Raw genomic sequence first — 20,536 nt, 5'->3', positions numbered from 1 at the left:
CATCTCGCCACCGCCCAAATGCTGAGCATCCGTGACGCCGCGTCAAAGATTGACCGGCAAACTCGTAACGGTAATGTGACGTCAATAACTCTGGAGGAGAGGGACACCATGAAATATCACGCATTGGCAGCGACAGGACTCACCCTGCTCGCAGGCGCCGCACAGGCAGGCGGGATCGAGCGGCGCGGAGACCCGTCGCAGCTCCTGTTCGAAGAGGGCAAGAACTACGTCGAGTTTTCCGTCACCTCGGTCAACCCGGATGTCAGCGGGTCCGCGCGCCCCGGCGCGCCCGGCGCGCCGACCGGCGACATCCAGGAGCGCTACCAGAACTTCGGCCTTGGCTACAAACACCAGCTGAACGACAAGCTGTCCCTCGCCTTCGTGATCGACGAGCCCGTGGGCGCAGACGTCACCTATGACGGTTCAACGACCTTTGGCGGCGGATCGTTCTTCGGCACCTCGACCGCCTCGGTCGAGTCGGTGCGCTACACCGGCATGGCGAAATACAAGGCCACCGACCGCTTCAGCGTCTATGGCGGCCTCAGCTATGTCGGCCTGAGCGGCAGCCTGCTGGTGGTGTCCCCCGGCACGGGCGGGACCACCGCAACCAACCCGCCCCCCGGCCCCGGCACAACTGGCAGCTACTCCCTCGCCGTGGATAAGGATTTCCAGGTCGGCTACATGTTCGGTGCCGCCTATGAAATTCCCGATATCGCCCTGCGCGTCGCCCTGACCTACGAATCCGAGACCGAGCACACGTTCAGCGACAACACCGGCGCGCCGTTCGACGTCAAGCTGCCCGAATCCTGGACGCTGCACGCCCAATCCGGCATCGCCAAGGACACGCTGCTCTTCGGCTCCGTGCGCTGGCGCGAATGGTCCGAGTTCCAGGTCGCACCGCAAGACTTCTTCAGCTTTTCCACCGGCGCACCCGTGAACACCCCCATCGCCTTCGGCACCGAGGACGTCTACACTTACCGCCTCGGCATCGGTCGCCGCTTCAACGAAAACTGGAGCGGGGCGTTCGTGCTCGGCTACGAAGAGCAGACCGGCAACCAGGTCGGCAACCTCGAAGGCACCGACGGTTTCATCAGCTACACCGTGGCCGTCACCCACGAGACCGAAAACTGGGAAGTGACCGGCGGGTTGTCCTATATCGACATCGGCAATGCCACCACCTCGGTCGCCTCGTTCAGAGACAATGACGGCATCGCCTTCGGCCTCAAGTTCGGCGTGCGCTTCTAACGCTCTCGCCAGCCGACGCCATTCGCCCCGCCGCTCACCCGGCGGGGCTTTTTCATGTTTGCATTTGACGCCCCCGCGCGGTCTTTGTAGCACCATGACCAAAGGGGACAGGCGATGATCTATGAGACCGCGCAGGACTGGCGTGACGCGACGCATAAACGGGTGCTGTTCTACGGCATGTCGGGCTTGGGCAAGACCCATGTCTCCAACCTGCTGCGCGATCAGGGCGGCTGGTTCCACTACTCCATCGACTACCGCATCGGCACCCGCTACATGGGCGAGCTCATTGTCGACAACGCCAAGGCACATGCCATGCAGGTGCCGTTCCTGCGCGACCTGCTCTTGTCGGATTCGATCTATATCGGCTCCAACATCACCTTCCACAACCTCGCCCCGGTCTCGACCTACCTCGGCAAACCCGGCGACCCGACAAAGGGCGGCATGCCCATCGACGACTACCGCCGCCGACAGGAACAGTTCCGTCAGGCCGAGATCAACGCGCTGATGGATACCGGCTATTTCATCGAGCGCGCCGAGCGGCTCTATGGCTATCCGAATTTCATCTGCGACACCGGCGGGTCGATCTGCGAATGGGTGGATGGCGACGATCCGGATGATCCGCTGCTCTCGGAGCTCGCCCGCCACTGCCTGCTGATCTATATCGAAGGCACCGAGGCGCATACCGCCGAACTGATCCGCCGCTTTGACCGCGCGCCCAAACCGATGGCCTACCAGCCCGACTTCCTCGATGCTGCATGGAACGAATACTTGCGCGAAAACAAGTGCCAGGCAGACGAAGTTGATCCAGATGGTTTCATCCGCTGGACCTATGCCCGCGCCCTCGCACACCGCCTGCCGCGCTACGAGGCCATGGTCAAATGGGGCATTTCAGTCAGCGCCGACGAGGTGGCGCAAGTCCGCAACGGTGCCGATTTCGATCACCTGATCGCGACCGCCCTTGAGCGCCGCACAGATACGCCTATCTGACGCCAGTCAAGCAAGGACGCCCGCCCATGCCCATCAAGATGCCCGCCAATCTGCCCGCCTATGCCGTGCTCACGCGCGAGGGTGTGATGGTGATGGACCCGGATCAGGCGGCCCGGCAGGATATCCGCCCCCTGCGTATCGGTCTCCTGAACCTGATGCCCAAGAAGATCCAGACCGAGAACCAGTTCGCCCGGCTGATTGGGGCCACGCCCCTGCAGATTGAGCTTGATCTCATTCGCATGTCCGAGCACCAGACCAGGAACACCGCCGCCGAGCATATGGAGAGCTTCTATCGCCCCTTCGAGGAGGTCGCAGCCTCGGGCGACAAGTATGACGGGCTGATCATCACCGGCGCGCCGATCGAACATCTCGACTTCGACGCCGTCACCTATTGGGACGAGTTGGCCCGCGTGTTCGACTGGACCCAGACCCATGTGCATTCCACCTTCGGCGTCTGCTGGGGCGGGATGGCGATGATCAACCATTTCCACGGCGTCAAAAAGCATATGCTGGATCACAAGGCCTTCGGCTGCTTCCGGCACCGCAACATGGACCCGGCCTCGCCGTATCTGCGCGGCTTCTCGGATGATTGCGTCATTCCTGTCAGCCGCTGGACCGAGATGAAGCGCGCCGAGATCGAAGCCGCGCCCGGCCTCTCGATCCTTCTCGACAGCGACGAGGTCGGCCCCTGTCTGGTCGAGGATACCGGCCGCCGCGCGCTCTATATCTTCAACCATTTCGAGTATGACAGCGACACGCTGAAACAGGAATATGACCGTGACGTCGCGAGCGGCACGCCGATCAACGTGCCGTGCAACTACTATCCGGGCGACGATCCCACGCGCCCGCCCTCGAACCGCTGGCGCAGCCACGCGCATCTTCTCTATGGCAACTGGATCAACCAAATCTACCAGACCACCCCGTTCGAGCAGATGAACATTGGCCATTAAATCACTGATAATAATTGCGATTGCCATGTTTGCCCTCTGGGGCTGCACGCAACATCGCGCGCGCCTCCACGAGGCAGGGGCCGAGGCCGCCTTCCCACCCGAGGGCCAGATCATCGAGGTGGACGGCCACCGCGTACACGCCGTGGTGATGGGCCCCGATGACGGCTCGGTGCCCGATCTGGTGCTCCTTCACGGGGCCTCCGGCAACACCCGCGACATGACCTTTGATCTCGCCCCACGCCTCGCAGGCGATTACCGCGTCATCGTGCTCGACCGGCCGGGCCTCGGCTACACCGAGCGGATCAACCGCACCGGGGCCACGATCACCCAACAGGCCGCGCTGCTGCAAAAGGCCGCCGCACAGTTCGGTGCCGATAACCCCATCGTGCTCGGCCACAGCTATGGCGGCGCGGTGGCCCTCGCCTGGGCGGTCACGCAACCTGACCATATCGCCGCCCTCGTCGATGTGGCGGGTGCCGCCAAGCCGTGGGATACCGGGCTTTCCACCTATTACCGCGTGCTCTCGCACCCGCTGCTCGGCCCGCTGGTGATCCCGTTCATCACGGCTTACGTCGATGACGCCCGCGTCGAACAGGCGGTGTCAGAGATTTTCACCCCGCAAGCGCCCCCCGAGGGTTATCTCGCCCATATCGGCCCAGGCCTGACCCTGCGGCGGCACAGCATGCGCGCCAACGCCCTGCAACGCGCCAACCTTCTGGGCGAAATCGAGGCACTGCACCCCCGCTACGACGAGATCAAAATCCCGGTCGAGATCGTCCACGGCACCGCCGACACCACCGTCGGCCTCTCGATCCATTCCCGCCCCCTCGCCGATCAGGTCGAGGGCGCAAATCTCACCGCTCTCGACGGTATCGGCCACATGCCCCACCACGCCGCCCCCGATGCGGTCATCGCCGCCATCCACCGCGCCGCCACCCGCGCCGGATTGCGCCCGCCCGAGTGAGCCGCCATACTGAGGCACCACAAGCATGAGGCCCGGCATGGAGCTCCCCTTTGACGGCGCGATCAGCGCCTTTTTCGAAAACGACGCCCCCCGCGAGGTGCGCGACGCCATCCGCCGTGCCGACAAGGGCGACGTGCTCGACCCCGGCTTCCCCTATTCCGAACGCATGGCAAAGAAGGTCTACGAGAAAGAGCTCGAGCAGCTTCAGATCGAACTGGTCAAACTCCAGCACTGGGCGCGCGAGACCGGCGCGCGCGTGGCCATCGTCTTCGAGGGGCGCGACGCGGCTGGCAAGGGCGGCACCATCAAGCGGTTCCGCGAGAACCTCAATCCGCGCGGCGCGCGCGTCGTGGCCCTGCCCAAACCCTCCGATACCGAGGCCACGCAATGGTATTTTCAGCGTTATATCGACCATCTCCCCGCCGGGGGGCAGATCGTGTTCTATGACCGCAGCTGGTACAATCGCGGCGTGATCGAACATGTCTTCGGCTTCTGCACCGCGACCGAACGCGAATATTTCTTCCGCCAAGTGCCCGATTTCGAGCGCATGCTGGTCGATGAGGGCATCCACCTCTTCAAATTCTGGCTTAACGTCGGCCGCGCCGAGCAGTTGCGCCGCTTTCTGGTGCGCGAACAAAGCCCCCTCAAACAGTGGAAACTCAGCCGGATCGACGTCGAAGGCCTGCCCCGATGGGAGCAGTACAGCAACGCCATCGACGAAACCCTGACCCGCAGCCACAGCCTGCACGCCCCCTGGACCGTGATCCGCAGCGATGACAAGCGCCGCGCCCGGCTGGCCGCGATCCGGCACGTGCTCGGCAGCCTCGAATATACCCGCAAGGATCCCCGCGCCGTGGGCACCCACGACGCCGGGATCGCGGGCGGGCCCGAGATCTGGAATGGCTAAGCAGGGCTATCACCACGGCAACCTGCGGCAGGCACTGGTCGAGGCGACGCTCGATCTCATCGCCGAGCGCGGGCCACAGGGCTTTTCCATGGCCGAGGCCGCCAAGCTGGCCGGTGTCTCGCCCGCCGCCCCCTACCGGCATTTTCCGGGCCGCGAGGCGCTGATCGCCGAGGCCGCCCGCCAGGGCTACGAGATTTTCGTCACGCGGATGGAGGCGGCCTTTGACGGCGGTCAGCCCAATCCGCTGGCGGCCTTCATGGCGACGGGCCGCGCCTATCTGGAGTTCGCCCACAGCAATGCCGGGCATTACGTGGCGATGTTCGAATCCGGCCTCTCGGTCAATTGCAGCCCCGAACTCGCCGATGCCGCCGGGCGGGCGCAGGCCATCCTGATCCGCTCCGCCGAGGCGCTCTCGGCCCATCTGCCGCCCGACCGCCGCCCGCCGGCGGCGATGTTTGCCGCACATGTCTGGGCCATGAGCCACGGCGTGGTCGAGCTGTTCGCGCGCGGCAATCCCGGCGCGCGCGCTCCCTTTCCGCCCGAAGAGCTTCTGGAATCGGGCATCGCGGTCTACCTGCGCGGCCTCGGCCTCATCCCCCCCGACAGCTGAAAAATTCCCACGCGGCCCCCTTGCACGAGCGCATGGCATACCCATCTATGTAAATGTAAGTAACATTCACACCGTAAGAGGAACGCCATATGTCCACCATCGCCGCATGGCCCGCACGGGCCGAAACCTGGCTCGACCGGCAGGGCAAACCCGCCTGGATCATCGCCATGGTTCTGGGCTTCATCGTCTTCTGGCCGATCGGCCTCGCCCTCCTGGGCTACATGATCTGGAGCAATCGTATGTCCTGCAGCCGCACATCCACCCGCCTGACCCGCCACGCCCCTTCCGGCAACAGCGCCTTTGACGCCTACAAGGCAGACACGCTGCGCCGTCTCGAGGAGGAACAGGAACAGTTCGACAGCTTCCTGCAACGCCTGCGCGACGCGCGCGACAAGGCGGAATTCGATCAGTTCATGGCAGAGCGCCGCGAAACCAACGCCTGACCAGATCGGGGCCTGTCCTGCACAGGCCCCGCTCCTGATGCGACATCGGGTCGGAAACGGAACAGACATACCCCCCCGAATCAGGTTCGCTGAACCTCTGAGGGAGGACAACGCGCATGCATCCACGCAGCAAGATCGCGCTGGTGATCCGCACGATTGGGGCGGTGCGTGGCCTCGCCGCGCGCGGACGACCGGGACAGGGCTGAGCCGACAGCGTTTTCCCTGATCTCCGAAAAGGTTCCCCAAATCATGACCCAGACCAAGACGCGTCGCGCCGGTGGCCGCGAGGCCCGTCGCACGGCCCGTGCCAACCCGCTCTCCGACGCCCTGCGCCCGATCCGCCCCGGACTTGAGGGCGGCACCTACCGCCCGCTCTCCGAGGCGCAGATGCAGCGCATTCACGCAGCCGTGCTCGATGCGCTCGAACAGATCGGCCTGGCCGACGCGCCGCCCTCGGGCGTGGCCTACCTGACCGGTGCCGGTGCCATTCAGGGCGAAGACGGACGCCTCCGGTTTCCCCGCGCCTTGATCGAGGACACCATCGCCCGCGCCAACCGCAGCCTCACCCTGCATGGCCGCGAGGCGCGCCATGATCTCGACCTCTCGGGCCACCGCGTGCATTATGGCACGGCAGGTGCCGCGGTCAGCGTGGTCGAGGTTCATAGCCGCACCTACCGCGACAGCACCCTGCAAGACCTGCACGACGCCGCCCGCATCGTCGACCAGCTTGACAACATCCACTTCCTGCAACGCCCGATGGTCTGCCGCGACATCACCGACAACCGCGAGATGGACCTCAACACGCTCTATGGCTGCTGCGCGGGCACCACGAAACATGTCGGCGTGTCCTTCACCGAACCGGGCTTCGTGCGCGATGCGATTGAGATGCTGCATCTGATCGCGGGCGGCGAAGACAAATGGCGCGACCGCCCCTTCGTCAGCAACTCCAACTGTTTCGTCGTGCCGCCAATGAAATTCGCCACCGAATCCTGCCTCGTGATGGAGGAATGCATTCGCGGCGGCATGCCGGTGCTGCTCCTGTCGGCCGGACAAGCCGGGGCCACCGCCCCCGCCCCCATCGCCGGGGCCATCGTGCAGGCCATGGCCGAATGCCTCGCGGGTCTGGTCTATGTGAACGCGGTCAAGCCCGGGCATCCGGCAATCTTCGGCACATGGCCCTTTGTCAGCGACCTGCGCACCGGCGCGATGTCGGGCGGCTCAGGCGAACAGGCGCTGCTCTCTGCAGGCTGCGCGCAGATGCATAAATTCTACGGCCTGCCCGGTGGCGCGGCGGCAGGCATCGCCGATGCCAAGCTGCCCGACATGCAAGCCGGGTGGGAACAGGCGATGTCGAATGTCATGGCCGGGCTCTCGGGCCTCAACATGGTCTACGAGGCGGCGGGCATGCATGCCTCGCTTCTCGGTTTCTGCCTCGAGTCGCTCATCCTCGGCGATGACCTGATCGGTCAGGCCCTGCGCTGCACCCGTGGCATCGAGGTGGACGAGGACACGCTCAGCGTTGATGTGATCCGGGCTGCCTGCATCGGCGGGCCGGGGCATTATCTGGGCTCCGCGCAAACCCTCGGCCGGATGCAGACCGATTACGTCTATCCCAGCCTCGCCAACCGCTTCTCGCCCAAGGAATGGGACGAGTTGGGCAAGCCCGACCTGATCGAGAAGGCGACCGAGAAGAAGATGAAGATCCTCTCGGAGCGCGCGGCGGCCCGGTTCGACCCGATCACCGACCGTGCTATTCGCGAGCGGTTCCGGATACATCTTCCGGCGTGAGGGATGGCACCCCGCGCGAAACGCACCGAAGGTGCCGCGCGATCGCCTGGCCGTCCCGCGGCCTGGCGATTTGGAATGGCGCACAACGTGTTGAGTTCAGGATGACTTGGCCGGGATAAAGTGCGGACATCCGCCGTTGCATCGCCAGCCCCGGCTCTGCGATCACGCGGCACCTTCTGTGGGTCGTCGCATATTCGCTACGGACCCATTCACCCCACCGACGCGATACCGACAGAATACCGACGTGATACAGACCGTCGAAATCGCCCCGCTCAGGTGTTGAACAGGAAGTGCAGAACGTCGCCATCCTTGACGACATAGCCCTTGCCCTCGGCCCGCATCTTGCCCGCATCCTTGGCCTTCTGCTCGCCACCAAGCGTGACAAAATCCTCGTAAGCAATTGTTTCTGCGCGGATAAATCCTTTCTCGAAATCGCCATGAATGACCCCCGCCGCCTTGGGCGCAGGCGTTCCGCTCGGAATGGTCCAGGCCCGCGCTTCCTTGGGGCCGACGGTGAAGTAGGTCTCCAGGTGCAGCAGCTCGTACCCGGCCTTGATCAGCCGGTCCAGCCCGGCCTCCTCCAGCCCCATTTCTTCAAGGAAAACAAATGCTTCCTCGGGATCAAGCTGGCTGATCTCTTCCTCGATCTGCGCCGAAATCACCACGCTGCCCGCCCCCTCAGCGGCAGCCATCTCAGCCACCGCAGCGGAATGGGCATTGCCCTCAGCGGCGTTGCTTTCCTCGACATTGCAGACATAGAGCACCGGCTTGGAGGTCAGCAATTGCAGCATCTTCCACGCCTTGAGATCGTCGTCGTCAATCTCGACAGTGCGCGCGGGCTTACCCTCTTCCAGCACCGCCTGCGCGAGAGCGAGCAGCCGGTCCGCCTGCACCGCTTCCTTGTCGCCGCCCTTCAGCTTGCGCACAAGTCCAGCCCGTCTTTTCTCAATGGAATCAAGGTCCGCCAGCATCAACTCGGTCTCGATCACCTCGGCATCCGCCACCGGATCGACGCGCCCCTCGACATGGGTCACGTCACCATCCTCAAAGCACCGCAGCACATGGGCGATGGCATCGACCTCGCGGATATTGGCCAGAAACTGATTGCCCAGCCCCTCGCCCTTTGAGGCACCTTTCACCAGCCCCGCGATATCGACAAAGGTCATCCGCGTCGGGATGATCTGCTTGGACCCCGCAATCGCCGCCAGCTTGTCAAGCCGCGCATCCGGCACCGCCACCTCGCCGACATTGGGCTCGATGGTGCAGAACGGAAAGTTCGCCGCCTGCGCGGCAGCGGTACGGGTGAGCGCGTTGAAGAGCGTGGATTTGCCGACATTGGGCAGGCCCACGATTCCCATTTTAAAGCCCATGACAGCCCCTTTCCTGCGGTGAATTGCGCGCATCTACGGGTTTGCACGGGGCAAGGTCAAGCCGGGCATTGATTTCCCCCGCGCTTTGCGCCAAACCCGCACGGACCCATTCGAAGGACAGGCCCGCATGACACGTATCGACGCGAAATTCGCAGAGCTGAAAGCCGCAAGTAAAAAGGCGTTCGTCTCTTACATCATGGCAGGCGATCCGGATTACCAGCGCTCGCTCGAGATCATGAAGGGCCTGCCGGAAGCGGGTGTCGATATCATCGAATTGGGCGTGCCCTTCACCGATCCGATGGCCGACGGGCCGACCATTCAACTGGCCGGTCAGCGCGCGCTCGCAGGCGGCATGACGCTGGAGAAAACCCTGCAGATGGCGCGTGAATTCCGCGAAGACGACGACACCACGCCAATCGTGCTGATGGGCTATTACAATCCGATCTACAATCGCGGCGTGGAGCGGTTTCTGACCGATGCCAAGGATGCCGGAATCGACGGCCTGATCGTGGTCGACCTGCCCCCCGAAGAGGATGACGAGCTGTGCATTCCGGCGTCCGAGGCCGGGCTCAACTTCATCCGCCTCGCCACACCCACCACCGATGACAAGCGCCTGCCCAAGGTGCTCGAGAACACCTCCGGTTTTGTCTACTACGTCTCGATCACCGGCATCACCGGGGCTGCGGCGGCTGAGGCGGCGGATGTGGCCCCCGAGGTGGCGCGGATCAAAGCGCAGACCGATCTGCCGGTGATCGTGGGCTTTGGCATCCGCACGCCCGAAACAGCCCAGACCATCGCCAGTGTCGCCGATGGCTGCGTCGTGGGCTCGGCCATCGTGGGCGAGATCGCCAAGGGCGCGCCGGTCTCAGGCGTTCTAGATTTCGTGCGCGGTCTGGCCGAGGGTGCCCACAGGGCATGACGGGGCCGTCTAGTCACACCTGTCAAAGCAACAGGTGCCGGTCAAACAGACCACCTCAGAGATAATCCGATCGTTGCAGCGCGTATTTCGCCATCTTCTCGTTGAGGGTGCGGCGCGGCAGGCATAGCTCCTCCATCACCGCCGCGATGGAGCCCTTGTGGCGGCGCATGGTATTGTCGATCAGCATTCGTTCAAACGCCTCGACATATTCCTTGAGCGGCTTGCCTTCTGTGGTCATCACAGGCTGCATCTCGTCGTGATCGGACATCAGCAAGGAGGTCAGCGTGCCCGAGCCGCGCCGCGATTGCAGCACCGCGCGTTCGGCCACGTTGAACAGTTGGCGCACATTCCCGGGCCATGGCGCCTGCAAAAGCTGCGTCGCCTCCTGCGCCGAGATTTGCGGCGCGTCGCAGCCGTAGTCCTCGGCGAACTGATCCGAGAACGAGGTGAACAGCGTGAGGATATCCTCTCCGCGCTGGCGCAGCGGCGGCACGGTGATGCGCAGGCTGGCCAGCCGGTAAAACAGATCCGGGCGCAGCGCATCCTCGCAGGTGCGACCCTCATCCTGCATGTTGGATATCGCGATAATCCGGGTTTCTGGCGGGGTGCCTTCGTCATTGACGAAGGTCAGCAGCCGCGCCTGCGCCGCCTCCGACAGCGCCTCGACATCCTCAAGCACAAGCGTGCCGCCACGCGCCTCCTCGACCGCTGGCAGGCGCGGGTCCTCGGGCTGCGCCGGGCCGAAAAGCCGCGCCACAAGCGCCTCTTGCCCAAGCGCCGCACAGGAGACCGAGACGAACTTGCGCCCGGCCCGCGCCCCCACGGCATGCAGCGCATGCGCCACCAGCGTCTTGCCGGTGCCGGTCTCGCCCTCGATCAGCACATGGCCATCCGCCTGGCCGAGATCGAGAATATCCTCGCGCAACCGCTCCATCGCGCCGGAGGTGCCGATGAGTTTCTTCATCAACTGTCCGCCATCCGACAGATCACGCCGCAGTGCGCGCGCATCCAGAACCATGCGGCGGGCATTGGTCGCCTTCTTGGCAAGTTGCGTCATCCGGTCGGGGTTGAACGGCTTTTCCAGGAAATCGAACGCCCCGATGCGCATCGCCTCGACGGCCATAGGCACGTCGCCATGCCCGGTGATCATGATGACGGGCAATGAGCTGTCCGAGCCCATCAGCTTTTTCAGGAACTGCATGCCGTCCATACCCGGCATCTTGATATCCGTCACCACGATGCCCGGATAGTCCGGCCCGAGCGCCTTGAGCGCCTCCTCGGCAGAGGGGAACGCCTCGGTATCGTATCCTGAGAGCGCCAGCCACTGGCTGATCGACTGGCGCATATCCTTTTCGTCGTCGACGATGGCGATTTTCATGGCTGCAGGCATGTCACTCACTCCGCTGCTCGGGTCTCTTCTGGCAATATGGGAAGCTGGACCTCGAATACAGCCCCCCCATCCGGTGCATTGCGCGCCACCAGACGCCCGCCTAGGTCGTTCACGATCCCCGAGGAAATGGCAAGCCCCAGCCCGACCCCGTCACCGGGCTGCTTGGTCGTGTAGAAGGGCTCGAACAGGTTCTTGAAATCGCCGATCCCGTGGCCGTTGTCGCGCACAGTCAGTACCGCCGTCTCACCCGCCGCGAGCAGGATATCGATGCCGGCATCGGGCACCGTCTCGGTGGCGTCGATGGCGTTGCGCAGAAGATTGATGATCACCTGCTCCACGCGCACGCGGTCGCCCATGATCATCACCGGCTGATCCGGAAGGGTGCGGGTGATGGTGATCTTGCGCTGGCGCAGTTGCGGCTCCATCATGGCAAGCGCCGAGGCCACCGCATCGCCCATGTTTACAGGGGAAAACGTGTCGCCCGACTGACGCGCATAGGATTTGAGCTGCTTGGTGATCGCGCCCATCCGCTCGATCAGGTCGTCGATCCGCTGGAACGAGGTCAACGCCTCGTCGGGCCGGTTGCGCGTCAGCAGCATGCGCGCGCCCGCGAGATAGGTTTTCATCGCCGCCAGCGGCTGATTGAGTTCGTGGCTCACGGCCGCCGACATCTCACCCAGCACGGCGAGCTTGGAGCTCTGCTGTAGCGTCTGTTCGGCTTGGGCGAGGTTTTCCTGCACCCTCTGGCGTTCGGCGATTTCCCGCTGCAGACGTGCGTTCAATGCGCGAAGCTCCGCCGACTCGCGCTGAAAGAGCGCCACGCGCAGCGCCGCCTTACGGTTCAGGAAATAAAACGCGAGTGCCAGAAGAATCGCGAATCCCATGATTTCGAGCGCGAGATACCCGTTCACCTTGTCGCGCACGGCGGCATAGGTTGTGAAACTGGCGATACGCCAGCCGCGAAACGCCACGCGCCCCTCGACCCGCATCACCGCCTCACCGCGCACATAGGCATCCGCTGGCAGCGCGGTCCAGTCGGAGGTCGCCTGAATCGCGCGCTGGATGGCGCTGCTGGCCGGCTCCCGCGCGAGCGCCTCACCTTCCGTCAGCCCGCGCCAGCGGGGTTCGGTCGCAAGGATGATCCGGCCCTCGGAATCGGTGACCATCACCGCATCTGAGATACCTGCCCAAGCCCGTTCGTATTTGCGCAGATCGACCGCAACAACGATCACGCCAAGCACGCCATTCTGGGTGTCGATCCGGCGCGAATAGGTGAAGTTGTATTGCCCCGCCTCGTCCTGCAAGACCTTGAACACCGTATCGCGCGAGCGCAGCGCATCGACGTAATAGGCGGCCTGCTTGTGGTTTTCGCCCAGCCGGTTGCGTTCAGTCGTGGCAACCGCGCGCCCGTCCTTGTCCAGAAGCATGAGCGAGGCGGCGCCGATCTCCTCGAGAAAGGACAGCAGGCGCTGCGTGGACTGTGCATAATCCTGCGTGTTCAGCGCCGAAATCAGGGCGGGATCCCGCGCCAGCAGTTGCGGCACGATGGCGTTCTGCCGCAACTCCGATAGAAGGTTGCCGGAATACAGCACAAGGCGCAACTCGGCGCGGTTGCGCGTGTTCTCGGTAAAACGGTCGGTGAGCAGGCGGTTGGTGGTGAACACCACCGCAACCGCGATCAGAAAAAGCCCAAACAGCACGATCCGCGCGCGCCACGAGATGGCACGCGTGCGGGGTGTATTGTGTTTGGGCGGCGAAGTTCTCATTATCGCAGATTACGGCCAGAGGCCCCGGCCCTCAAGCGCCGTGGTTCAGGCGTCGGCAAGCTGTTGCACAAGCCCGGCAAACATCGCCGCCCCGTCGCTGCCGCCATGCAGCGGTTCGGCCATGCGTTCGGGATGCGGCATCATGCCGAGGACGCGGCGATTGCCCGACAGGATCCCCGCGATATCGCGGGCCGAACCGTTGGGGTTTCGCGCATAGGTAAAGGCAACCCGATCTTCGGCCTGAAGCCGGTCAAGCGTCGCCTCGTCGGCGAAATAATTGCCATCATGGTGGGCAATGGGCACGGTGATGGTGCTGCCCGCCGTATAGCTCTGTGTAAAGGCGCTCTGGTCGGTGGTGACATGAAGATCCACCGGCTTGCAGACATATTTCAGCCCCGCATTGCGCAGCAGCGCACCGGGCAGGATGCCGGTTTCGGTCAGGATCTGAAAGCCGTTGCAGACCCCGAGAACATAGCCGCCCCTGTCGGCATGCCCCACGACCGCGCGGCAAATCGGCGAATTCGCGGCAATCGCGCCGCAGCGCAGGTAATCACCGTAGGAAAAGCCGCCCGGCACGCCGATTATGTCGACGCCCTCGGGCATTGACGTGTCCTTGTGCCAGACCATCGACACGCGCGCTCCCGCACGCTCGAACGCCACGGCAAGGTCGCGGTCACAGTTGGAGCCGGGAAAGACGATGACGGCAGCGTGCATCAGCCCAACTCCACCGAATAGCTCTCGATCACGGTGTTCGCGAGCAGCTTCTCGCACATCTCGGTCACGACGGCCTCGGCCTTGGCGGTATCGGTCTCGGCCAGGTCGATCTCGATCACCTTGCCCTGCCGCACCCCTTGGACGCCCTCGAAACCGAGCGATCCGAGCGCATGGCGCACCGCCTCGCCCTGCGGGTCGAGAACGCCTGATTTGAGCATGACATGCACGCGTGCCTTCATGGGTCTGGTCCCTTTCAGTTGATCAGCGTCGGGCGGGTGATGGGAGCGTTCGATTTGGGCATCACGCCCAGACGGGTCGCGACCTCGGTATAGGCATCGGTGAGCGAGCCCAGATCACGACGGAACACGTCCTTGTCGAGCTTCTGCCCAGTCTCGATATCCCACAAACGACAGCTGTCGGGGCTGATCTCATCGGCCACGATCAGGCGCTGGAAATCGCCGTCATAGACGCGGCCCACCTCGATCTTGAAGTCGACGAGCTTGATACCCACACCGAACATCACACCGGCCATGAAATCATTGACCCGCAGCGCAAGGCTGAGGATATCGTCCATGTCCTGCTGGCTGGCCCAGCCGAAGGCGGCGATATGTTCCTCGGTCACCAGCGGGTCACCGAGCTTGTCATCCTTGAGGCAGTATTCGACGATCGGGCGCGGCAATTGCGTGCCTTCCTCGATGCCGAGGCGCTTGGCCATGGACCCGGCGGCATAGTTGCGCACGATCACCTCGAGCGGAATGATCTCCACCGCGCGCACCAGCTGTTCGCGCATGTTGATGCGCTTGATGAAATGCGTCGGCACGCCGATATTGTTCAGCCCGGTCATGAAATATTCCGAGAGCATGTTGTTGAGCACGCCCTTGCCCTCGATGGTGGCCTTCTTCTCGGCGTTAAAGGCGGTGGCGTCATCCTTGAAATACTGGATGATGGTGCCCGGTTCGGGCCCTTCATAGAGCGTCTTGGCCTTGCCTTCGTAGATTTTCTTGCGCCGCGCCATGGGACCTCCGTCGCTAGCGGTAAAGCGGGGCGGAAACTGCCCCTTGCCGATGCGCTCTCATAGTGCATGACCCGAGGCGTCGCAAGGTGTCGCAGCGGCATGGCAGGACGCGGACAGATCAAAGCCCGCGAAAGTGATCAAGCCAGCCGAGCGACGCCTCGGTCCCCTCGGGTGCGGGACGGTATTCGGCGCCTATCGGGCGATCCCAGCCCAAATCGGCCATGCGCGCAAGCAACCAGCGATAATCCACCTCACCCCGGTCCGGCGCACCGCGATCCGGAACGCCCGCGATCTGCACATGACCAATAAGTGGTAACAGCGCCTCGAACCGACTGGCCAGATCGCCCTCCATGATCTGCAGGTGGTAGCAATCGAACATCAGCGCCAGGTTGGGGCGATCGAGCGCGGCAATCACCTCGGTGGCATGGGCGGAGTGCGACAGGTGATAGCCAGGCACGTCGCGCTGATTGATCGGCTCGATCAGGATTTCGATGCCATGCGGCGCGGCCAGGTCGCAGGCATGGGCGAGATTGGCGCGAAACGCGGCCTCGGCCGCCGTCCCCCCGTCGCTGCGCCCGGCCATGACATGCACAGCCCCCGCGCCGATGGCCTGCGCATACTCCACCGCCTGCGCGATCACGCTACGCGCCTCTGCCTCGCGCCTAGGCACAGCGGCCAGCCCGAAATCACCCGCGTCGCGGTCGCCCGGCCAAGTGTTGAGACCCAGCATCGGAAGCCCGGTGACATCGAGCGCCGCGCGCACCGCGCCCGGATCGCTGTCATAGGGGAAGTGGCATTCCACCGCGTCGAACCCCGCCGCATGGGCGGCATGGATCGCATCGGGCAAGGGTCGGTCGGTAAACAGAAATCCGAGATTGGCGGAAAAGCGCATCAGTCCCAATCCACCTCGAACTTGCGCACCACCTGCCCGATCTGATCCGCATCGAGCGGTTGCGCGCCGGTCCCGCGCAGGAGAAGCGCCAGTTTCGCCGTCTCTTCCAGCTCTTCCATCGCAAAGACCGCCGCCTCCAGATCCTTCGAGGCCACGACCGGGCCGTGATTGGCAAGCAGCACTGCCGCGCGCCGCCCGGCGAGGCCCCGGATCGCCTCGGCCATGCCCGCATCGCCGGGCACGAAGAACGGCAGGAGCGCCACCTTGCCCACCCGCATCACCGCATAGGCGGTGAGCGGCGGCACGGCGTTCTCGGGGTCGGTCTCGGGCAGGATCGAGAGGGCGACGGAATGGGTGGAATGCAGATGCACCACCGCGCCCGCGCTGCGCCGGGTCTCGTAAAACGCGGAATGCAGAGGCATTTCCTTGGTCGGGGCATCGCCCGAGACATGCCGCCCCTGCGCGTCGAAGCGGCTTAGCCGGGCCGGGTCGAGCCGCCCCATGCTGACGCCGGTGGGGGTGACCAGAAGCCCGCCATCACCGGTGCGCACCGAGATATTGCCCGAGGCACCGCCGGTCAGGCCACGGTCAAAGAGGGACTGCGCCCAGAAGCAGATATCCTCGCGCAGCTTGCTGTCGCTCATTGCGGGGCCTCCATCATGCGGGCGGCGTCGGTGAAAAACTCTGGCCCGCCGAAATTGCCGGATTTGAGCGCGACGACAAGCGCGTCGCCCGCGCGCATCATCGGCACGCCGGGGGCGATCTCGGGGCCGATCTCGAGTTGGGCGAGGCGCAAACCCTCGACCACCGCGCCCGAGGTCTCACCGCCCGCGCTGATGAGCCGGGTCACGCCGCGCGCGACGAGGGTGCGTGCGAGCGTGGCGAAGAGCGCCTCGATCCGGGTGGCGATCTGCGCCGTGCCAAAGCGGTTCTGTGCGCGCCGAACGGCATCGGGATCGGCAGACGAGTAGAGCAGCGGAATGCCGTCCTGCGCCATCGCCCAATCGGCCAGCGCCTCGGCGTCGATCTCTCCGGCCATGAGCGCGCCTGCCTTGATCTCGTGCGCCGGGTGGCGGGCGGCGTGGCGGGCGACCTGATCGCGCGTGGCGGCAGAGCAGGAGCCCGACAGCGCCACCACCGGCCCCGCCTGCCCGCGCCATGCGGCGGCACTGCCCGACAGCAGACCGCGCGCCCGGAAATTTTCGGGCAGGCCCATGGCGATGCCCGAGCCGCCGGTAATCAGCGGCAGATCCGCCGCCCCCTGCCCGAGGGTGACGAGATCGGCGTCGGTGATGGCGTCAGCGACAATGAGGCGATGGCCCTTGGCGTGCTCTGCATCGAGGGCCGTGCGTACGGCCTCTGCCCCTTGCCCCACGACCGCCGCCGCGACATGGCCGACGCTGCCGCGCACCTGATGGCCCAGCCAGCGGCGAATGTCAGGGTCGGTCATCGGGGTGAGCGGGTGATGCTGCATCCCGCTCTCATTGAGCAGGCGGTCCTGGACGAAAAGATGCCCCAGATAGACCGAGCGGCCGGTGGCCGGGAAGGCGGGGCAGACGATCACGCGGGTGGCATCGAGGGCGTCGGCCAGCGCCTCGGCCACAGGGCCGATATTGCCCTCGCGGGTGGAATCGAAGGTGGAGCAGTATTTGAAGAGGTACTGCGTGCAGCCCTGCGCGCGCAGCCAGTCGAGTGCCGCACGCGATTGCGCCACCGCCTCGGCCACCGGGAGGGAGCGGGATTTGAGCGCGACGATCCCGGCCTCGACATGGGGAGCGGCGGGGCCGTCTGGCACGCCCACATATTGCACCGCGCGCATGCCTGCCTTGGCCAGCGTGTTGCCGAGATCGCCGGAGCCGGTGAAATCGTCGCCGATACAGCCCAGGAGCATCACCCGTCCCCCGGCAGCTTCACGCCCGCGCGGGCGGCGGTGTGTTTGGTGATGGCGGCGTCATCCTCGGCCCCGAGACCGGCGGCGGCGGCCTCGCGGTATTGGGTCAGCGCCGCCTCGGTCACCGGCAGGGGCAGGTTTGCTGCCCCGGCAATGGCGGTTACGATGCCCAGATCCTTGGGCCAGATCGTGATCGCCGAGCGCGGGGTGTAATCGGCCTCGATCACATGCGGCGCGCGGTTCTCGAACATCCATGAGGTGCCTGCGGAAACGCGAATGATGTCGAGCACGCGCGCGAGATCGAGCCCCTGCGAGGCGGCAAAGCTGAGCGCCTCGCCCATGGCGGCGATATGCACGCCCGCGAGAAGTTGATTGACCGCCTTCATCGCCGAGCCAGCACCTGCGCTGTCGCCCAGGCGGTGGACGGTTTCGGCCATGGCGTCGAGCACGGGGGCGGCGCGCTCAAAGGCCTTGGCACTGCCCGAGGCCATGATCGACAGGCGGCCTTCGGTGGCCTTGGCGGCGCCGCCGGAAATCGGTGCATCGAGATAGTGGAAACCGGCGCGGGTGGCCTCGCCCTCCATCTCACGGGCGAAGTCGGGCGGCACGGTGGCGCAGCCGAGGATCGTGCCGCCGGGGGCCAGATGACGCGCCCATCCCTCGGGGCCAAAGAGCGCCGCGCGCATCTGATCGGCGTTGAGCACGACGCAGACGAGGATCTCCGCCGGGGGGCTGTCGGGCGTGAGCGGCTGCCCCCCTACCGCCGTCAATTCGGCGACGCGCGACGGGTCGGGGTCGAATCCGTATACCTCAAGGCCTGCGCGAAGTGCCGAATGCGCCATGCCCAGCCCCATCGAGCCGAGCCCCGCGAAATGGACCGTCCGCATCATCGTGTGCCTCCGAATACCAGTTCGACCGGCCAGAGCGTGATCGCCGGGACATAGGTGATGATCATCAGCGCGCCGAAGACCGTCAGCACGAACCACGCCAGTTGCGGGATGATCCGCTCGACCGGTAGGTCGGCCACAGAACAGGCGGCAAAGAGATTGACGCCGAGCGGCGGGGTGATCATGCCGAGCGCGAGATTGACCACGATCACCAGCCCGAAATGCACCGGATCGACGCCGTAGCTGATGGCGATGGGCGTGAGGATCGGGGCCAGAACGAGGATCGCCGCCGAGGTCTCGATAAACATGCCGATCACCAGCAGCATCAGGTTCACCACCAGAAGAAAGGCGATGCGGCTCTCGAACACGTCCTTGAACCAGGCGGCGATTTCGTTGGGCAGGCCCGAGCGGGTGATGAGGAAGGAAAACAGCGCCGCCGCCGAGATGATCAGCATGATCGCCGAGGTGGCGAGCACGGTTTTCTTGAGGATCGCGGGCAAGTCGGCGAAACGCAATTCGCGGTAAAAGGCCATGCCGACGATCACCGCTGCCGCGACCGCCGCAGCACTCGCCTCGGTCGGGGTGAAGATGCCGGAATAGATTCCACCAAGGATCACTAAGGGCACGATCAGCGCGGGCAGCGCGGATTTGAGCGCGGGGCCGAGACGGGGCCGGTTGCGCCCGTCCTCGAGCCCGATGCCGCGCACCCGGCACAGGATCAGCACCAGCGCCATAAGCGCGCCCGCCACCAGCACCCCAGGCCCGATACCCGCGATGAAGAGCTGGCCGATGGAGGTGTCGGTGGACACGCCATAAAGGATGAGCGGGATCGAGGGCGGGATGAGCACGCCCAACTCAGCAGAGCTGGCCTGCACCGAGGCGGCGAGCGGTTTGGGATAGCCATGCTTGACCATCGCCGGAATGAGGATCGCGCCGATGGCGAAGGTGGTGGCGACCGAGGAGCCCGAAACGGAGGCGAACATCATGCAGGTCAGCACGCAAGACGCCGCAAGCCCGCCCTGAATGCCGCCGACGATGGATTTTGCCAGTTCCACCAGCCGGTGCGAGATGCCGCCCGCCGACATCAGGTTGCCCGCAAGAATGAAGAGCGGGATCGCCATCAGCGGAAAGCTGTCGATGCCGGTGAACATGCGCTGCGCCACCAAGAGCAGCGGCAGGCGGCCATGCGCCTCGATGCCGAGGACCGAGGCGAGGCCGATGGCGACCGCAATCGGCACGCCCGCCAGAAAGAATATCGCGAGCGACAGGGCAAGGGCGAGGTTCATGCGTCACTCTCCGCCGGTTGCAGCCCGCCGAACCGGATCGCACGCAGCGCGCAGCCCAGGACGGCGATGAATATGAAGACCGACCCCACGGGCAGCGCCGCGTAGACCCAGGCGATGGAAATCTCAAGGGCCGCGAGTTTCTGGCCCATGACCCGCTCGGTCATCGACCAGCCCTGCCAGAACAGGATTGCGAAGAAGGTGAGGGTCAGGCCGCAGGCGACGAGGTAGAGCAGGAAACCGAGGCGCGGCGGCAGGATGCGTTGCACGATCTCGACCGCGATCATCGTGCCCTCGCGAAACGCCGGGGCGACGCCGAGGAAGACCGACCAGATCATCGCCGACCGGGTGATCACCTCGGACCATGTGGAGGGGTGGCCGAAGACGAAGCGCGTGGTCACCTGATAGAGCGCGAGCGCGGTCGCGATCAGCAGAAAGCCAATGGCGAGTCGCAGGGCGATGCCGGTGGTGATCGCCTCGAACCGGAGAAAGAGTGTCATCGCCGCCCCCTCGAA

Annotated in this window: 21 protein-coding genes; 9 read left to right on the top strand and 12 right to left on the bottom strand. The window is 64.9% G+C overall.

What is annotated here, in order from left to right:
- Positions 1-108 precede the first annotated feature (108 nt).
- The 8 genes from PVU19_RS08635 to PVU19_RS08600 all read left to right on the top strand — a co-directional run bounded on the left by PVU19_RS08635 (position 109) and on the right by PVU19_RS08600 (position 7,894).
- Positions 109-1,245: an OmpP1/FadL family transporter gene (locus PVU19_RS08635; protein WP_050661765.1), complete on the top strand. Its 1,137-nt coding sequence runs from the start codon at positions 109-111 to the stop codon at positions 1,243-1,245.
- A gap of 114 nt (positions 1,246-1,359) precedes the next feature.
- Complete coding sequence (locus PVU19_RS08630) at positions 1,360-2,232, top strand: hypothetical protein (protein WP_050661766.1); 873 nt, start codon at positions 1,360-1,362, stop codon at positions 2,230-2,232.
- A 26-nt stretch (positions 2,233-2,258) separates the two neighbouring features.
- Positions 2,259-3,182, top strand: a complete 924-nt coding sequence (gene metA, locus PVU19_RS08625; RefSeq protein ID WP_050661767.1) for a homoserine O-acetyltransferase MetA — start codon at positions 2,259-2,261, stop codon at positions 3,180-3,182.
- Positions 3,183-3,207: 25 nt separating this feature from the next.
- Positions 3,208-4,146 (top strand): alpha/beta fold hydrolase, encoded by a 939-nt coding sequence (locus tag PVU19_RS08620; protein WP_050661768.1) that lies wholly within the window; start codon positions 3,208-3,210, stop codon positions 4,144-4,146.
- Between the two features lie 37 nt (positions 4,147-4,183).
- Positions 4,184-5,053 (top strand): polyphosphate kinase 2, encoded by an 870-nt coding sequence (ppk2, locus tag PVU19_RS08615; protein ID WP_050661769.1) that lies wholly within the window; start codon positions 4,184-4,186, stop codon positions 5,051-5,053.
- Positions 5,046-5,663 (top strand): TetR/AcrR family transcriptional regulator, encoded by a 618-nt coding sequence (locus PVU19_RS08610; protein ID WP_050661770.1) that lies wholly within the window; start codon positions 5,046-5,048, stop codon positions 5,661-5,663. The genes ppk2 and PVU19_RS08610 overlap by 8 nt, the downstream gene beginning before the upstream one ends.
- A gap of 89 nt (positions 5,664-5,752) precedes the next feature.
- On the top strand, positions 5,753-6,106 hold the full coding sequence (locus PVU19_RS08605) for a DUF2852 domain-containing protein (protein WP_050661771.1): 354 nt from the start codon (positions 5,753-5,755) through the stop codon (positions 6,104-6,106).
- Positions 6,107-6,355: 249 nt separating this feature from the next.
- A complete protein-coding gene (locus PVU19_RS08600) occupies positions 6,356-7,894 on the top strand; it encodes a trimethylamine methyltransferase family protein (RefSeq protein WP_050661772.1) in 1,539 nt (512 codons plus the stop codon).
- Positions 7,895-8,166: 272 nt separating this feature from the next.
- On the opposite strand, the gene ychF is transcribed toward PVU19_RS08600, so the two are convergent.
- Complete coding sequence (gene ychF / locus PVU19_RS08595; protein WP_050661773.1) at positions 8,167-9,264, bottom strand: redox-regulated ATPase YchF; 1,098 nt, start codon at positions 9,262-9,264, stop codon at positions 8,167-8,169.
- A 127-nt stretch (positions 9,265-9,391) separates the two neighbouring features.
- Between ychF and trpA the strand changes: the two genes are divergently transcribed.
- Positions 9,392-10,183, top strand: coding sequence for a tryptophan synthase subunit alpha (gene trpA / locus PVU19_RS08590; RefSeq protein WP_050661774.1), 792 nt, complete (start codon positions 9,392-9,394; stop codon positions 10,181-10,183).
- A 55-nt stretch (positions 10,184-10,238) separates the two neighbouring features.
- Here trpA and PVU19_RS08585 read toward each other — a convergent pair whose 3' ends face one another.
- The 11 genes from PVU19_RS08585 to PVU19_RS08535 form a co-directional block, all read right to left on the bottom strand.
- Positions 10,239-11,573, bottom strand: coding sequence for a sigma-54-dependent transcriptional regulator (locus PVU19_RS08585; RefSeq protein ID WP_050661775.1), 1,335 nt, complete (start codon positions 11,571-11,573; stop codon positions 10,239-10,241).
- Positions 11,574-11,578: 5 nt separating this feature from the next.
- Positions 11,579-13,339 (bottom strand): sensor histidine kinase, encoded by a 1,761-nt coding sequence (locus tag PVU19_RS08580; protein WP_050661776.1) that lies wholly within the window; start codon positions 13,337-13,339, stop codon positions 11,579-11,581.
- A 45-nt stretch (positions 13,340-13,384) separates the two neighbouring features.
- Positions 13,385-14,053: a phosphoribosylformylglycinamidine synthase subunit PurQ gene (gene purQ / locus PVU19_RS08575; protein WP_050661777.1), complete on the bottom strand. Its 669-nt coding sequence runs from the start codon at positions 14,051-14,053 to the stop codon at positions 13,385-13,387.
- A complete protein-coding gene (gene purS, locus PVU19_RS08570) occupies positions 14,053-14,292 on the bottom strand; it encodes a phosphoribosylformylglycinamidine synthase subunit PurS (RefSeq protein ID WP_050661778.1) in 240 nt (79 codons plus the stop codon). The genes purQ and purS overlap by 1 nt, the downstream gene beginning before the upstream one ends.
- A gap of 14 nt (positions 14,293-14,306) precedes the next feature.
- Positions 14,307-15,068 (bottom strand): phosphoribosylaminoimidazolesuccinocarboxamide synthase, encoded by a 762-nt coding sequence (purC, locus tag PVU19_RS08565; RefSeq protein WP_050661779.1) that lies wholly within the window; start codon positions 15,066-15,068, stop codon positions 14,307-14,309.
- Between the two features lie 118 nt (positions 15,069-15,186).
- Positions 15,187-15,960 carry a hydroxypyruvate isomerase family protein gene (locus tag PVU19_RS08560; RefSeq protein ID WP_050661780.1) on the bottom strand — a complete coding sequence of 258 codons (774 nt, stop codon included), beginning with the start codon at positions 15,958-15,960 and terminating at the stop codon, positions 15,187-15,189.
- Complete coding sequence (gene otnC / locus PVU19_RS08555; RefSeq protein ID WP_050661781.1) at positions 15,960-16,604, bottom strand: 3-oxo-tetronate 4-phosphate decarboxylase; 645 nt, start codon at positions 16,602-16,604, stop codon at positions 15,960-15,962. The genes PVU19_RS08560 and otnC overlap by 1 nt, the downstream gene beginning before the upstream one ends.
- Positions 16,601-17,851 carry a 3-oxo-tetronate kinase gene (otnK, locus tag PVU19_RS08550; protein ID WP_050661782.1) on the bottom strand — a complete coding sequence of 417 codons (1,251 nt, stop codon included), beginning with the start codon at positions 17,849-17,851 and terminating at the stop codon, positions 16,601-16,603. Before otnK ends, otnC begins: the two co-directional genes overlap by 4 nt.
- Entirely contained in the window at positions 17,851-18,741 is an 891-nt protein-coding gene (gene ltnD, locus PVU19_RS08545; RefSeq protein WP_050661783.1) for an L-threonate dehydrogenase, read from the bottom strand. The genes otnK and ltnD overlap by 1 nt, the downstream gene beginning before the upstream one ends.
- Entirely contained in the window at positions 18,738-20,024 is a 1,287-nt protein-coding gene (locus PVU19_RS08540; RefSeq protein WP_050661784.1) for a TRAP transporter large permease, read from the bottom strand. The genes ltnD and PVU19_RS08540 overlap by 4 nt, the downstream gene beginning before the upstream one ends.
- Entirely contained in the window at positions 20,021-20,521 is a 501-nt protein-coding gene (locus tag PVU19_RS08535) for a TRAP transporter small permease (RefSeq protein ID WP_050661785.1), read from the bottom strand. Before PVU19_RS08535 ends, PVU19_RS08540 begins: the two co-directional genes overlap by 4 nt.
- Positions 20,522-20,536: the final 15 nt, after the last annotated feature.

This window comes from Roseovarius tolerans, from assembly GCF_028885395.1.
In the GTDB taxonomy this organism is placed as follows: Bacteria; Pseudomonadota; Alphaproteobacteria; order Rhodobacterales; family Rhodobacteraceae; genus Roseovarius; species Roseovarius tolerans.
Note: the sequence above shows the minus strand (reverse complement) of the source record. Positions and strands in the feature narration are given on the sequence as shown.